A 14,537-nucleotide genomic window follows, 5' to 3' on the forward strand; every position below is an offset into this window, starting at 1 on the left:
CTCACGCCCGTTTCGACGCCAGCTCCACGACCGTGATGTCGGAGGGGGCGCCCACGCGGACCGGCGGTCCCCAGGCGCCCGCGCCCCGGGAGACGTAGAGCTGGGTGTCGCCGTACCGTTCGAGACCCGCGACCGTCGGGTTGGCCAGTTCCGCGACGAGGTTGCCGGGCCAGAGCTGGCCGCCGTGCGTGTGGCCGGAGAGCTGGAGGTCGACGCCGTGCTCGACGGCCTCGTGGATCTGGACCGGCTGGTGGGCGAGGAGCACGCACGCGCGTGCCGGGTCCCGGTCGCCGAGCGCCTTGCCGAAGTCGGGCCCCTGGCCCTCGCTCTCGCCCTGCACGTCGTTGACGCCCGCGAGGTCGAATCCGGCCAGCTCCGTCCGGGCGTTCTCCAGCGGGTGCAGGCCCAGTTCCCGTACCTCGCGGACCCACTGCTCGGCTCCGGAGAAGTACTCGTGGTTGCCGGTGACGAAGTAGGCGCCGTGGCGCGCGCTGAGCCGGGCCAGGGGTGCGGCGGCCGGTCCGAGGTTCTTGACGCTGCCGTCGACCAGGTCGCCGACGACGGCGATGAGGTCGGGCTGCGTGGCGTTGATCGTGTCGACGACCCTGGCGCAGAAGTCCCGGCCGAGGACGGGCCCGAGGTGGATGTCGCTGACCACGGCGATCCGGAACCCGTGCGCGGCGCGCGGCAGCCTGGCCAGCGGCACGGTGACCCGCTTGACCGCGGGCCCGCGCAGGACGCCGTACGTCCCGTATCCGACGGTCCCCACGGCGACGGCGGCCGCGGCACCGCCCACGACCCGTGAGACGAACAGCCGCCGGGAGGGTGCGCCGCGCGCCGCGGCGGCACCACCGGACACACCGCCGCCGTCGCACGCCACCCCGGCCACACCGGGCCCGCGCGCCGCGGTACCCGCACCGGCGCCACCGGACACACCGCCGCCGTCGCACGCGACCCCGGCAGCACCGGGCCGCACGTCGGCGACGGCGTCCGGCGCCTCCGCGGCGGTCGGCTCCGCACCGGCACCGGCACCGGCACCGGCACCGGGAAGGCCACCTCGGCCGGAGCCCGGGCGCCCGGCGGCCGCGGGCTCGCCGGGCCGCCCGGCGGCGGAGCCCGTACCGGCGCCGGTACCGGCAGGACCGCCGCGGCCGGCCCGCGGCCTCCCGGCGGGGGCCGAAGCCCCGGCGCCGGACGCATCCCCGGCGGGCCCCCCGCCGGAGGCCGCCCGCCGCTCCGTCGCCCGGCGCAGCAGCGGGCGGACCAGTTCGCCCGCCGCCAGCGCCAGCAGGAGGTACATCGACAGGGCCATCCACAGGAACCCCGGCCAGGCCAGCGCCTGCTGGAGCGGGAAGGGGGCCCCGCCCCGCTCGGCGGCCACCGCGGCGAACATCAGGACCGGGCCGGCGACGAACACCGCCGTGCCGGCGCGGCGGGCGGGCCCGGGACCGCGCGTGGTGTCGCGCACCAGGCGGCGCCACACGTACCAGTGCCACGCGCCGAACGCGGCCAGTACCACCAGCCCGATCAGCACGAGGACGACGACCATGACGCAGCAACCCCCGCGGTTCGCAGATCCGATGTGCCCGAACGGCTCGCCCGCCGGTTGGCTACGGCGTGCGGCGCAATGCGCGCAGACCGCGCAACCCGATGGCCCCGACGATCGTCCCCAGAACAAAGGAGACGACGGCCAGAGTCAGGTGCACCCAGAAGTACGCCGTCGGGGCGCCCGCGTCGTCGAAGGCGAGCCCGCTGCCGTCCTTGACAAGGTTCTTGACGAAAGTGATCCAGATGACCCAGCTCCACACCCCGAAGGCGAGCAGGAACCAGGAGACGGGGCGGCTGAGCTTCATGAGTTCAGTATCGTCGCCGGCCGGCGGACACCGTGGCCGGGGTGAGGAGGGTGGCGGGACTTCCGGTGCGCGGCCCTGTACTTTCTCGACCGTGCCCGTCTCGAAACGGACCGCCAGGTATCGCCTGCCGGTCGCTTCCGCCGCCCTGTTGTCGTTCTCGCTGTCCCTCTCCCTCGCGGCGCCCGTCTTCGCCGACGCGACCCCGACGGCGACGCCGGCCGCCTCCCCGTCCACCGAACCCGCGGACGCGCCCCCGGCGGGCATGTCGACCGTGGGCGGTGCCCGCCTCGGGCAGGCCGGGACGCAGGTGAACCTCGGCAGCGGCGCCCCGGTACTGCCCAAGGACGTGACCGCGCGCTCCTGGATCGTCGCCGACGCCGAGTCGGGTGCCGTCCTGGCCTCCCACAACGCGCACTGGAGGCTGCCCCCGGCGAGCACCCTGAAGATGCTGTTCGCGGACACCGTGCTGCCGAAGTTCCCGAAGACGCGGAAGCACCGGGTCGAGGCCTCCGACCTCGCGGGCATCGGCTCGGGCTCCAGCATGGTCGGGATAAAGGAGGGTGAGACGTACTCGGTCCACGACCTGTGGCTCGGCGTCTTCCTGCGCTCCGGCAACGACGCCGTGCACGTCCTGTCCGCGATGAACGACGGCGTGGAACAGACGGTGGCCGACATGCAGGCGCACGCCGAGGAGCTCCAGGCCCTGGACACCCACGTGGTGAGCCCCGACGGCTACGACCAGAAGGGCCAGGTGTCGTCGGCGTACGACCTTACGCTGATCGCCCGGTCGGGGCTGCAGAAGAAGGACTTCCGGGAGTACTGCTCGACGGTGCGGGCGTCGTTCCCCGGCGCGACGACGAAGAACGAGAAGGGCAGGACGTCCCGCGAGTCCTTCGAGATCCAGAACACCAACCGGCTGCTGGCCGGCGACAGCGACATCGCGCCGTACCAGGGCATCGCGGGGGTCAAGAACGGCAACACGAGCAACGCGGGCGCCACCTTCACGGGTGTCGCGGAGCGCGACGGCAGGGTGCTGCTGGTCACCGTCCTGAACCCGAAGAAGGACGAGCACAACGAGGTCTACAAGGAGACCGCGCGCCTCTTCGACTGGGGCTTCAAGGCGGCGGGCAAGGTCGACCCGGTGGGCGAACTGGTCGCGCCGAAGAACGCGGAGGCCACCGCCCAGCCGGGGGCGAACGCGTCCGGCACCCCCGAGAGCAACGCCTCCACGAAGCCGGTGGCGGCCTCCTCCGCCGGCAAGGGCGGCGCGAGCGGGATGGCGACCGCGCTGGCCGTCACGGGCGGGCTGCTGGTGCTCCTCGCGGCTGCGGTGTTCCTGGTCAACCGCCGGTGGCCGGTACCGGATCTGGTGCGCCGCCGGACGCGTCGCTGACCGCCTCGTGCTCCGCGCTGCTCGGCGTCGCCGTCCACGCGGCGCAGAACAGCACGAGCTTCGAGGTGAAGTTGATCCACAGGAGCAGTGCGACGGGCACCCCGAACGCGCCGTACATGCTCTTCGAGGCGACGCCCTGGATGTAGCCGCTGAGCAGCAGTTTCAGCAGTTCGAACCCGACGGCGCCGATCAACGCGGCCACCACCAGCCGGCGCCGGGTCGGCTCGACGCCGGGCAGCAGGGTCAGGACGTACAGCAGGAGCAGGAAGTCGGCGAGGACGGCGACGAGGAAAGCGGCGACGCGCAGCAGGACGCTGCCCCAGCCGCCCTCGTCGAGGCCGAGCCGGCCGGCCGTCCAGCCGACCAGGGCCGAGGCGAGGGTGGACGCCGCGATCGTGGCGAGGACGGCGCCGCCCAGGCCGATGAGCACTCCGCCGTCCTTCAGCTTGCGCAATATCGGGTTCTCCTCCGCGTCGTCCAGCTCCCAGACGGCGCGCAGGCACTCCCGCATCGAGCCGACCCACCCGATGCCGGTGAACAGCAGCACGGCACCGGCGATGACCCCGACCGTGCCGGCGTTCTGCACCAGGCCGTTGATGTCGAGCTGGTCGGCGATGCCGGGGATCTGCTCGGCGATCTTGTCCTGGATCTCCTGCTGCTGCTTCGTGCTGAGCGTCGCCGCGGTGACCGCGGCGGACACGGTAAGCAGCGGGAAGAGCGCCACGAAGCTGATGAACGTCATCGCCGCCGCGAGCCGCGTCCACTTCACCCGGTCCAGACGCTCGTACGACCGCCACGCGTGCGTCTGCATCAGCCGCGCGACGAGCGGGCCGATTCCCGGGAGCTTCTTCAGCCAGTCCATGCTCCGCCTCTGCCCGCCTTGCGGAAGACCCATGTCCGGGTGCCCCAAAAGCGCAGGATCGTGGCGAGTGCCATGCCGACGCCCGCGCCGGAGACGGTGTCCGCGCGCCGCGAGGTGAGGCCGAGACCGTAGTGGCTGACGGCGATGCAGAGGAGCTGGACGAGGGCGCCCGCGATGTTCACCGCGAAGAAGGCGGCGTACCGGCGCAGTCCCCGGGCCCCCGTGTGCCGGTAGGTGCCGAGCGCGTTGCCCGCGTACGCCACCGAGCAGCCGGCCACGAACGAGAGCGCCTTGGCGGTCAGCGGATCAAGGCCGGCGGGTCCGCGCAGCCAGAGGAAGAGACCGAGGTCGGCGGCGTAGGCGAAGACCCCGACGACGGCGAAGCCGAGCAGCTCCCGCGCGAGCGACCGCTCGCGGGGGACCTCCCGTGCGGAGGCGGCCGGTCCGGCGGCGGCGCCCGTTCCGTGCGCCGCGGGCTGTCCCGTGACGCTCACCAGTTCGCGACGGCGAGGCCGTACATCGCCAGCCACACCAGGGCGATCAGGGCGAGTGCCCGGTCGCGCAGGACCACGTCCTCCGGTTCGCCCGCCGTGCCCCGGTCGGCGAAGACCGCGTACCGCAGGATCGCGAGGATGAACGCGACCATCGACAGCTGCCGCCAGGGCAGCACGCTGGTGCTCGCCACTCCGCCCTCCTCCAGCGCCCACAGGCAGTAGCCGAGGACGGCGACGCCGGCGGCCAGCTGCCAGACGAAGCGGAGGTAGCCGGTGGTGTACTCGGTGAGCAGCGCGCGGGTGGCGCCCGCCTTGCCGGCCATCTGCACGGCTTCGGAGTAGCGCTTGGCGGCCACCATGAACAGCGCGCCGAAACCGGTGGTGATCAGGAACCAGCGCGACAGCGGGATGCCGAGAGCCAGCCCGCCGATCATCGCGCGCATCAGGAAGCCGGTGGTGACGACGGCGAGGTCGACGACCAGGACGTGCTTGAGGCTGACGCAGTACGCCAGCTGCATTCCGAGGTAGGCGGTCAGCAGCGCCGCGGTGAGCGGCGGGCACAGCCAGGCGGCGACGGCCGGGGCGAGGACGCCGAGAACCCCTCCGACGGCGTACGCGAGCGGGACGGGGACCTGTCCGGCGGCGACCGGGCGGTGGCGCTTGACCGGGTGGGCGCGGTCGGCGGCGGCGTCCCGGGCGTCGTTGACCAGGTAGACGGCGGCGGCGCTGGCGGTGAACAGCACGAACACGAGCGCGAGCTGAGTGAGTGCGTGGCGGGAGAAGAGCTCGCCCGCGGCGGCCGGCGCGGCCACCACCAGGACGTTCTTCACCCACTGGCGGGGGCGTGCGGTCCTGAGCAGGCCGAGGGCGACGCCGCCGCGACGCCCGGGTGCCCGCGGGGAGGTGCTCGGGACGTCCAGGACCGCCGTGCGCTCGGTCATCGTCCCGCCTCCATCCAGCGGGCGCCCAGCCGGGCCGTCAGCGCGCCCAGGGCGGCGCCCGCGGCGACGTCGGAGGGGTAGTGGACGCCGACGACCATCCGGGAGAGGCACATCGCCGCGGCGAGCGGCGGGACCAGGCGGGCGCCGAGCGCCCCGTAGGCGACCGCGGCGGCCGTCGCCGACGTGGCGTGCGAGCTGGGGAAGGAGTGCCGGCCCGCGGTGCGGACCAGCGGCTCGACGTGCCCGGGGCGCGGGCGCCGCACCAGCCGTTTCACACCCATGCTGGTCAGGTGCGCGGTCGCGGTCAGCGCGGTGCCGCGCAGCCAGGCGCCGCGCCGCTCCCGGTCGGCGGCCGCCCCCGCGAGTCCCGCCGCGAGCCACAGCGCGCCGTGCTCCCCGGCCCAGGACAAGGTGCGCGCGACGGCCGCCACGCGCGGATCGGTACCGCAGCCGTGGAGAGCCGACAGCAGCCGACGGTCCATGTCGTCGAGCCGACGGTCCAGGTCGTCAAGGTCGTCCATGTGATCTCACTCTTCTAGGGACCGGTCCCAGAATTACGGCAATCTTGGACGACATCCCATTAATCACCCATTTCGGTGAGGAGCCGTGAGGGCCGCACTGATTACGGCGTTGTGCACCCATACCGGCGATACGGTCACGGGCATGCCTTCCGACACCGTCCCCGTCACGGGTTGGGGCCGCACCGCCCCGACCGCCGCCCGCCTGGTCCGCCCGCGCAGCTACGAGGAGGCGGTCACCGCCGTCCGGGAGTGCGGGGCGCGCGGCGGGATCGCCCGGGGACTGGGACGGGCCTACGGGGACGCCGCGCAGAACGCGGGCGGTGCCGTGCTGGACATGACGGGCCTGGACCGGGTCCACGCCATCGACGCGACGACGACGGCCCCCGACGGCACGGTGAGCGCCACCGTCCTGTGCGACGCGGGGGTGAGCCTGCACCGGCTGATGGAGGTCCTGCTCCCGCTCGGCTGGTTCGTGCCCGTCTCGCCCGGCACCCGCTACGTGACCGTCGGCGGCGCGATCGGCGCGGACATCCACGGCAAGAACCACCACGTGTCCGGTTCCTTCTCCCGGCACGTCCACTCCTTCGAACTGCTCACCGCGGACGGCGAGATCCGCACGGTGAGCCGCGGCACGCCCCTCTTCGACGCCACCACCGGCGGCATGGGCCTGACCGGCGTGATCCTCACGGCGGCCGTGCGGCTCCAGCCCGTCGAGACCTCGCTGATGACGGTCGACACCGAACGCGCGGACGACCTCGACGACCTGATGGCCCGGCTCACCGCCACCGACCACCGCTACCGGTACTCGGTCGCCTGGATCGACCTGCTCGCCCGGGGAGCCGCCCTGGGCCGCTCCGTGCTCACCCGCGGCGACCACGCGCCGCCGGCCGCCCTGCCCGGCCGGGCGCGCCGGCGCCCCCTGGAGTTCCGGCCCGGACACCTCCCGGCCGCGCCCTCCTTCGTACCGGAGGGACTCCTCGGCCGGACGACGGTGGGCCTCTTCAACGAGCTCTGGTACCGCAGGGCACCCCGCGCACGGACCGGTGAACTGCAGAAGATCTCCACCTTCTTCCACCCCCTCGACGGCGTCCCGCACTGGAACCGCGTCTACGGGCGCGGCGGCTTCGTGCAGTACCAGTTCGTCGTCGGCCACGGGAAGGAGGAGGCCCTGCGCCGGATCGTGCGGCGCATCTCCGAGCGCCGGTGCCCGTCCTTCCTCGCCGTGCTCAAGCGGTTCGGGGAGGGCGACCCGGGCTGGCTGTCCTTCCCCCTGCCCGGCTGGACCCTCGCCCTGGACATCCCCGCGAACCTGCCCGGCCTCAGCGCCTTCCTCGACGAGCTGGACGAGGAGGTGGCCGGGGCGGACGGGCGCGTCTACCTGGCGAAGGACTCCCGGCTGCGGCCCGAGCTGCTGGCCGGGATGTATCCGCGGCTGGCGGACTTCCGGGCGCTGCGCGCGGAACTGGACCCGCGCGGCGTCTTCACCTCGGACCTCTCCCGCCGGCTCGGCCTCTGAGCCGCGCCCTGCGCCCGCCCCCCTTCCGTCGCCTCGCTCCAGGAGTGGTTTCTCATGAAGGACGCCTTCGGCCTCCCGCAGTCCCTGCTGATCCTCGGCGGCACGTCGGAGATCGCGCTGGCCACCGCGCGCCGCCTGATCACCCGCCGTACCCGCACCGTGTGGCTCGCCGCCCGCCCCTCCCCGGCCCTGGACGCGGCGGCGGCGCACCTGAGGGACCTCGGCGCGGACGTCCGCACCGTGGCCTTCGACGCGCTCGACCCCGAGTCCCACGAGACCGTGCTCGGCAAGGTCTTCGCGGAGGGCGACATCGACATGGTGCTGCTCGCCTTCGGCGTCCTGGGCAACCAGGCGCGCGACGAGAACGAGCCCGCGGCCGCGGTGCGCGTCGCGCAGACCAACTACACGGGAGCGGTCTCGGCGGGGCTGGTGAGCGCGCGGGCCCTGCAGACCCAGGGCCACGGCTCGCTCGTGGTGCTCTCCTCCGTCGCCGGGGAGCGGGCCCGGCGGTCCAACTTCATCTACGGGTCGAGCAAGGCGGGACTGGACGCCTTCGCCCAGGGGCTGGGCGACGCGCTGTACGGCACGGGCGTGCACGTGATGGTCGTGCGCCCCGGGTTCGTGCGGACGCGGATGACGGCCGGACTGGCCGATGCGCCGCTGGCGACCACGCCCGAGGCGGTCGCGCTGGCCGTCGAGACGGGCCTGCGGCGGCGCTCCGAGACCGTGTGGGTCCCGGGGGCACTGCGGCTCGTGATGGCGGCGCTGCGGCACGTGCCGCGGTCGGTGTTCCGGCGGCTGCCGGTCTGAGCGGCTGCGCCCCGCCGGGGTCGGGTGAGGGTGGGCCCGGCCGCGTCCTCGTGGGTCCCGCGGCCGCGACGCCTGCCGTCAGCGCCGTCCCGGTCCGCGGGGCGCCGCGTGGATGCCGGTGACCGCGACGCCCGTCGTCAGTGCGCCGGCAGCGTCGTGTCCCGGCCCGCGGGCGCGCCCTGCGGGGGCACCACCGCGCCGCCGAAGAGGAAGTCACGCAGCTTGCGCCAGACGCCGTCCGCGCCCTGCTCGTAGAGCGCGAAGCCGGTGCACGGCCACTCGGCCGCGTACGGCGACAGCTCCTCGTACGCCCGGTCCATCGCGGCCTCGTCGATGCCGTGCGCCACCGTGACGTGCGGGTGGTACGGGAACTGCAGCTCGCGCGCCACGGGACCGGAGGCGTCCCTGACCTGCTTCTGCAGCCGGTCGCACGCCTCGGCGCCCTCGGCGACCCGGACGAAGACCACCGGCGACAGCGGCCGGAACGTGCCGGTGCCCGACAGCCGCAGCAGGAAGGGCCGCTCGGCGGCGGCGACCTCCGCGAGATGCGTCTCGACCGCGGGCAGTGCCGCGTCCTCGACCACCGTCGGCGGCAGCAGCGTGACGTGCGTGGGGATGCCGGAAGCCGCGGGGTCGCCGAAGCCCACGCGCCGCTCCTGGAGCAGGCTGCCGTGAGGCTCCGGGACCGCGATCGACACGCCGATCGTTACGGTCCCCACGTCGTCTCCTGTCGTCGGTCGAGTCGGTTGTCTCGTCGGTCCGTCGCGGCCACCCGGGCAGGGGAGGCCACTGCTTCAGCTATCGACTGTACGGCGGTGCGGCCCGGTACCGGAGGCCGTCCGGGACGACGACCGGTCGTCGTGCCCTGACCCCGGTCCCCGACCTCAGTGCTTGGCGGGCAGGAAACCGACCCGGTCGTACGCCTGGGAGAGCGTCTCCGCGGCGACGGCGCGGGCCTTCTCGGCGCCCTTGGCCAGGATCGAGTCGAGCGTCTCCGGGTCGTCCAGATACTGCTGGGTGCGCTCCCGGAACGGTGTCACGAAGTCGACCATGACCTCGGCCAGGTCCGTCTTCAGCGCACCGTAGCCCTTGCCCTCGTACTTCTGCTCCAGGTCCGCGACACCGGCTCCGGTCAGCGTGGAGTAGATGGACAGCAGGTTGCTGACGCCCGGCTTGTGCTCCGGGTCGTACCTGATGACCGTGTCCGTGTCGGTGACCGCGCTCTTGACCTTCTTGGCCGTCGCCTTCGGCTCGTCGAGCAGGTTGATGAGGCCCTTCGGCGTGGAGGCCGACTTGCTCATCTTGATCGCCGGGTCCTGGAGATCGAAGATCTTCGCCGTCTCCTTGAGGATGTACGGCTTCGGGACCGTGAACGTCTGGCCGAACCGGCCGTTGAAACGCTCGGCCAGGTCGCGCGTGAGCTCGATGTGCTGGCGCTGGTCCTCGCCGACCGGGACCTCGTTGGCCTGGTAGAGCAGGATGTCCGCGACCTGCAGGACCGGGTACGTGAACAGCCCGACGGAGGCGCGCTCGGCGCCCTGCCTGGCGGACTTGTCCTTGAACTGGGTCATGCGGCTCGCCTCGCCGAAGCCGGTGAGGCAGTTCATGACCCAGGCGAGCTGCGCGTGCTCGGGGACGTGACTCTGGACGAACAGCGTGCAGCGGTCCGGGTCGAGCCCGGCGGCGAGCAGCTGGGCCGCGGCGAGCCGGGTGTTGGCGCGCAGGTCCGCGGGGTCCTGCGGCACGGTGATCGCGTGCAGGTCCACGACCATGTAGAACGCGTCGTGGGACTCCTGCAGGGCCACCCACTGGCGGACGGCGCCGAGGTAGTTGCCGAGGTGGAACGAGCCTGCGGTGGGCTGGATTCCGGAGAGCACGCGAGGACTGTCAGGGGCCATGCCCACCATTCTCTCAGGTGACGGGACCCGGTCCGGAACTGGCCGGGAACAGCCGGGCACCGATCCGGCCCCGGCGGTGCGACGAAGGAGCGTCGCCGATGAGACGAGGAACACAGGTGGACGGCGGCCCGGCGCGAGGCCGGACCGCCGCGGGAACCACGAAAGGAGCTGGCCGGCCGGTGATCCGGCCGGGGTGGGCGCCGGCGTCAGCCGAGGTCGATCTCCGGGTAGAGCGGGAAGCCGGTCAGCAGGTCGGTGGCCCGGTGGGAGATCTCGTCCGCGATCTTCGGGTCGAGGACGTGCTGCGCCTTGGAGGGGGCGCCCTTGGCGGTGGTGCCGGGCTCGGCGGCGGTGAGGACGCGGTCGATCAGGCCGGCGATCTCGTCCATCTCGGTCGCGCCGAGACCGCGTGTGGTCAGCGCGGGCGTGCCGATGCGGATGCCGGAGGTGTACCAGGCGCCGTTCGGGTCGGCGGGGATGGCGTTGCGGTTGGTGACAATGCCGGAGTCGAGCAGGGCGGTCTCCGCCTGGCGGCCGGTGAGGCCGTAGGAGGAGGCGACGTCGATCAGGTTCAGGTGGTTGTCGGTGCCGCCGGTGACCAGCGTGGCGCCCCGGCGCAGCAGGCCCTCGGCGAGGGCGCGGGCGTTGTCGACGACCGCCCGGGCGTAGTCGCGGAACTCGGGGCGGCGGGCCTCGGCGAGCGCGACGGCCTTGGCGGCCATGACGTGCGGGAGGGGGCCGCCGAGGACCATCGGGCAGCCGCGGTCGACCTGGTCCTTGAGGGAGTCGTCGCACAGCACCATGCCGCCGCGCGGGCCGCGCAGCGACTTGTGCGTGGTGGTGGTGACGATCTGGGCGTGCGGGACCGGGTCGAAGTCGCCGGTGAGGACCTTGCCGGCGACGAGGCCCGCGAAGTGCGCCATGTCGACCATCAGGGTCGCGCCGACCTCGTCGGCGATCTCCCGCATGATCCGGAAGTTCACCAGGCGGGGGTAGGCCGAGTAGCCGGCGACGATGATCAGCGGCTTGAACTCGCGGGCGGACGCGCGCAGGGCCTCGTAGTCGATGAGCCCGGTGGCGGGGTCGGTGCCGTAGGAGCGCTGGTCGAACATCTTGCCGGAGATGTTCGGGCGGAAGCCGTGGGTGAGGTGGCCGCCCGCGTCGAGGGACATGCCGAGCATCCGCTGGTTGCCGAACGCCCGGCGCAGCTCGGCCCAGTCGGCGTCGGAGAGGTCGTTGACGTTGCGGACGCCGGCCCGCTCCAGGGCGGGGGCCTCGACGCGCTGGGCGAGGACGGCCCAGAAGGCGACGAGGTTGGCGTCGATGCCGGAGTGCGGCTGAGCGTAGGCGTGCCGGGCGCCGAAGAGTTCGCGGGCGTGCTCGGCGGCGAGGGCCTCGACGGTGTCGACGTTGCGGCAGCCGGCGTAGAAGCGGCGGCCGATGGTGCCTTCGGCGTACTTGTCGCTGAACCAGTTGCCCATCGCCAGCAGGGTGGCCGGGGAGGCGTAGTTCTCGGAGGCGATCAGCTTGAGCATCTCGCGCTGGTCGGCGACCTCCTGGCCGATGGCGTCGGCGACCCGGGGCTCCACGGCCCGGATCACGTCGAGGGCGCTGCGGAAGGCGGTGGACTCGGTGGAGAGGGGCTCTGGCATGACGGCCTCCGGTCGTGGCGTTCGATCACGGTTCGGCCCAGGCGCTCGGCACTCGGTGCCCGTGTCTCCGCGCGGACGCTCCGGTCCCCGGGAGATCACAGCACGGGCCGCTCCCCGATGGTCGGTCCCATCCCAGCGCGCCAGTCACGGCCCGTCGGCCAGCCTACCGGGCGCGCCGGACCGAGGGCGTCTCCCGTCCACCATGCGAGCGACGATAGAAAGGAGGCCGCAGACCGGACAGCCTCGCCCTTCTCCCCCTTGGAGATCCCGTGACCGCCGCGGAGACCACACAGGCGTTCATCGCCTCGGCCGATGCGCACAGCGCGCACAACTACCATCCGCTGCCGGTCGTCGTGGCCACGGCGGACGGTGCCTGGATGACGGATGTCGAGGGCCGCCGCTTCCTCGACCTGCTGGCCGGCTACTCGGCGCTGAACTTCGGGCACGGCAACCGCCGGCTGATCGACGCGGCGAGAGCGCAACTGGAGCGGGTGACGCTGACGTCGCGGGCGTTCCACCACGACCGGTTCGCCGCGTTCTGCGCGCAGTTGGCGGAGCTGTGCGGCATGGAGCTGGTGCTGCCCATGAACACGGGGGCGGAGGCGGTGGAGACCGCGGTGAAGACGGCCCGCAAGTGGGGCTACCGGGTCAAGGGCGTCCCCGACGGACGGGCCAGGATCGTGGTGGCGGGCGACAACTTCCACGGGCGTACGACGACGATCGTCAGCTTCTCGACGGACGCCGAGGCGCGGGCGGACTTCGGGCCGTACACCCCCGGGTTCGACATCGTGCCGTACGGGGATCTCCCGGCGCTGCGCGCGGCGGTCACCGAGGACACGGTCGCGGTGCTGCTGGAGCCGATCCAGGGCGAGGCGGGGGTGGTGGTGCCGCCGCCCGGCTACCTGCGGGGTGTGCGGGAGCTGACGCGCGAGCGGAACGTGCTGTTCGTCGCCGACGAGATCCAGTCGGGGCTCGGCCGGACCGGGAGGACCTTCGCGTGCGAGCACGAGGGCGTCGTGCCGGACATGTACGTGCTGGGCAAGGCGCTGGGCGGCGGGGTCGTCCCGGTGTCGGCCGTGGTGTCGGGGCGCGAGGTGCTCGGGGTGTTCCGGCCCGGTGAGCACGGGTCGACGTTCGGCGGGAATCCGCTGGCCTGCGCGGTCGCGCTGGAGGTGATCGCCATGCTGCGGTCGGGCGAGTACCAGCGGCGGGCGGCGGAGCTCGGGGACCATCTGCACCGGGAGCTGGGCGTGTTGCGGGACGAGGGGCGGCTGACGGCGGTGCGCGGGCGCGGGCTGTGGGCGGGCGTCGACATCGCCCCCGCGTACGGCACGGGCCGGGAGGTCTCCGAGCGGCTGATGGACCGCGGTGTCCTGGTAAAGGACACCCACGGCGCCACGATCCGCATCGCCCCGCCCCTGGTGATCGGCAAGGACGACCTGGACTGGGGGCTCGCCCAGCTGCGCGGCGTGCTCGCGTAGGCGGTGCGCGGCGGTCGCCCGCGGCCCGTGCCCGTCTAAGGTCGCTTCGTGCTCTTCGGAATGATGTGCGCCCTCGGTGCGGCGGTCTGCTTCGGTACGGCGACGGTGCTGCAGGCGATCGCGGCGCGGGCGGCGGCCGGTGACGGGCCCGGCGGGGACGCGGCGCTGCTGCTGCGGGCGTTGCGCCAGTGGCGGTATCTCGCCGGCCTCGCGCTCGACGGACTCGGTTTCGGGCTCCAGGTCGCGGCGCTGCGTTCGCTCCCCATCTACGCGGTGGGGGCGGCGCTCGCCGCGAGCCTCGCGGTGACGGCGGTGGCCGCGGCGCGGCTGCTGAACGCCCGGCTGAGCCGGGTCGAGTGGGGCGCCGTCGCGGTGGTGTGCGCGGGGCTGGCGACGCTCGGTCTGGCGTCCGGGACGGAGGGCGGCCGGGCCGGTTCGACGGCGCTGTCCTACGTGCTGCTCGGCACCGCGGTGCTCGTGCTGCTCGCGGGCGCGGCGGCCGGGCGGCTGCCCGAGCGGGGGCGGGCGCTCACCCTGGGACTCGGGGCCGGGGTCGGTTTCGGCGTGGTCGAGGTCGCGGTCCGCCTCGTCGACGACGTGTCCCCGGGCGCGCTGGTCGCCGATCCGGCGGCGTACGCGCTGCTGCTGGGGGGAGGCGCGGCGTTCCTGCTGCTCACCTCGGCCCTGCAGCGCGGCTCGGTGACCACGGCGACCGCCGGACTGATCATCGGCGAGACGATCGGCCCCGCCCTGGTCGGTGTGATCTGGCTGGGTGACCGGACCCGGGAGGGAATGACCTGGCCGGCAATCCTCGGCTTCACCGTGGCGGTAGCGGGAGCGCTGGCGCTGGCCCGCTTCGGCGAGGCCCCGGCGGAAACGGTGCCACTGCGGCCGGCCGGAGTCCCCCGGTAGGCCGGCTGGGGCAACGCCTGGTGGGCCGGCTGGGGCGACGCCTGGTGGGCCGGCTCGGGCGACGCCCGGGGGTGGCCGGCTCGGGCGACGCCCGACGGGGCCGGCTCGGGCGGTGGCCGGGGGCCGACTCGGGCGAAGCCCGTGGGGCCGACTCGAACAGCGGCCGGGGGGCCGACTCGGGCGAAGCCCGTGGGGCCGACTCGA

14 protein-coding genes are annotated in these 14,537 nt (G+C 73.6%); 5 read left to right on the forward strand and 9 right to left on the reverse strand.

The genetic code is table 11. The features are described from left to right. Nucleotide 1: 1 nt before the first annotated feature. Together AC069T_RS00720 and AC069T_RS00725 are read right to left on the reverse strand one after the other, a co-directional pair. Nucleotides 2-1,549 carry a metallophosphoesterase gene (locus AC069T_RS00720; RefSeq protein WP_478780651.1) on the reverse strand — a complete coding sequence of 516 codons (1,548 nt, stop codon included), beginning with the start codon at nt 1,547-1,549 and terminating at the stop codon, nt 2-4. 61 nt (nt 1,550-1,610) lie between these two features. Beyond that, nucleotides 1,611-1,853 (reverse strand): SCO4848 family membrane protein, encoded by a 243-nt coding sequence (locus AC069T_RS00725; protein WP_478780652.1) that lies wholly within the window; start codon nt 1,851-1,853, stop codon nt 1,611-1,613. A gap of 91 nt (nt 1,854-1,944) precedes the next feature. Between AC069T_RS00725 and AC069T_RS00730 the strand changes: the two genes are divergently transcribed. Beyond that, entirely contained in the window at nt 1,945-3,246 is a 1,302-nt protein-coding gene (locus tag AC069T_RS00730) for a D-alanyl-D-alanine carboxypeptidase family protein (RefSeq protein WP_478780653.1), read from the forward strand. Here the strand turns inward: AC069T_RS00730 and AC069T_RS00735 are convergent. The 4 genes from AC069T_RS00735 to AC069T_RS00750 all read right to left on the reverse strand — a co-directional run bounded on the left by AC069T_RS00735 (nt 3,194) and on the right by AC069T_RS00750 (nt 6,064). Continuing rightward, nucleotides 3,194-4,108 (reverse strand): YihY/virulence factor BrkB family protein, encoded by a 915-nt coding sequence (locus AC069T_RS00735; RefSeq protein ID WP_478780654.1) that lies wholly within the window; start codon nt 4,106-4,108, stop codon nt 3,194-3,196. The two genes, AC069T_RS00730 and AC069T_RS00735, sit on opposite strands and share 53 nt — an antisense overlap. After that, complete coding sequence (locus AC069T_RS00740) at nt 4,096-4,500, reverse strand: GtrA family protein (protein WP_478780832.1); 405 nt, start codon at nt 4,498-4,500, stop codon at nt 4,096-4,098. The genes AC069T_RS00735 and AC069T_RS00740 overlap by 13 nt, the downstream gene beginning before the upstream one ends. 98 nt (nt 4,501-4,598) lie before the next feature. Continuing rightward, nucleotides 4,599-5,543: a decaprenyl-phosphate phosphoribosyltransferase gene (locus tag AC069T_RS00745; protein ID WP_478780655.1), complete on the reverse strand. Its 945-nt coding sequence runs from the start codon at nt 5,541-5,543 to the stop codon at nt 4,599-4,601. Beyond that, entirely contained in the window at nt 5,540-6,064 is a 525-nt protein-coding gene (locus AC069T_RS00750) for a phosphatase PAP2 family protein (protein WP_478780656.1), read from the reverse strand. Before AC069T_RS00750 ends, AC069T_RS00745 begins: the two co-directional genes overlap by 4 nt. Before the next feature lie 142 nt (nt 6,065-6,206). On the opposite strand from AC069T_RS00750, the gene AC069T_RS00755 reads away from it, so the two are divergent. Both AC069T_RS00755 and AC069T_RS00760 read left to right on the forward strand, forming a co-directional pair. Beyond that, nucleotides 6,207-7,580, forward strand: coding sequence for an FAD-binding protein (locus AC069T_RS00755; RefSeq protein WP_478780657.1), 1,374 nt, complete (start codon nt 6,207-6,209; stop codon nt 7,578-7,580). A 54-nt stretch (nt 7,581-7,634) separates the two neighbouring features. Then, nucleotides 7,635-8,390: a decaprenylphospho-beta-D-erythro-pentofuranosid-2-ulose 2-reductase gene (locus AC069T_RS00760; RefSeq protein WP_478780658.1), complete on the forward strand. Its 756-nt coding sequence runs from the start codon at nt 7,635-7,637 to the stop codon at nt 8,388-8,390. A gap of 137 nt (nt 8,391-8,527) precedes the next feature. Here AC069T_RS00760 and AC069T_RS00765 read toward each other — a convergent pair whose 3' ends face one another. The 3 genes from AC069T_RS00765 to AC069T_RS00775 all read right to left on the reverse strand — a co-directional run bounded on the left by AC069T_RS00765 (nt 8,528) and on the right by AC069T_RS00775 (nt 11,940). Then, nucleotides 8,528-9,109: a 2'-5' RNA ligase family protein gene (locus tag AC069T_RS00765; RefSeq protein WP_478780659.1), complete on the reverse strand. Its 582-nt coding sequence runs from the start codon at nt 9,107-9,109 to the stop codon at nt 8,528-8,530. Between the two features lie 165 nt (nt 9,110-9,274). Beyond that, the gene (gene trpS, locus AC069T_RS00770) at nt 9,275-10,288 is read right to left on the reverse strand and encodes a tryptophan--tRNA ligase (protein ID WP_478780660.1); all 1,014 of its coding nucleotides are present in this window, start codon (nt 10,286-10,288) and stop codon (nt 9,275-9,277) included. A 206-nt stretch (nt 10,289-10,494) separates the two neighbouring features. Beyond that, nucleotides 10,495-11,940, reverse strand: a complete 1,446-nt coding sequence (locus tag AC069T_RS00775; protein ID WP_478780661.1) for a glycine hydroxymethyltransferase — start codon at nt 11,938-11,940, stop codon at nt 10,495-10,497. A 269-nt stretch (nt 11,941-12,209) separates the two neighbouring features. Between AC069T_RS00775 and rocD the strand changes: the two genes are divergently transcribed. After that, a complete protein-coding gene (rocD, locus tag AC069T_RS00780; RefSeq protein ID WP_478780662.1) occupies nt 12,210-13,421 on the forward strand; it encodes an ornithine--oxo-acid transaminase in 1,212 nt (403 codons plus the stop codon). 60 nt (nt 13,422-13,481) lie between these two features. After that, complete coding sequence (locus tag AC069T_RS00785) at nt 13,482-14,333, forward strand: DMT family protein (RefSeq protein ID WP_478780833.1); 852 nt, start codon at nt 13,482-13,484, stop codon at nt 14,331-14,333. Nucleotides 14,334-14,537 lie beyond the last annotated feature (204 nt).

It is taken from the genome of Streptomyces sp. NPDC043867 (assembly GCF_056435845.1).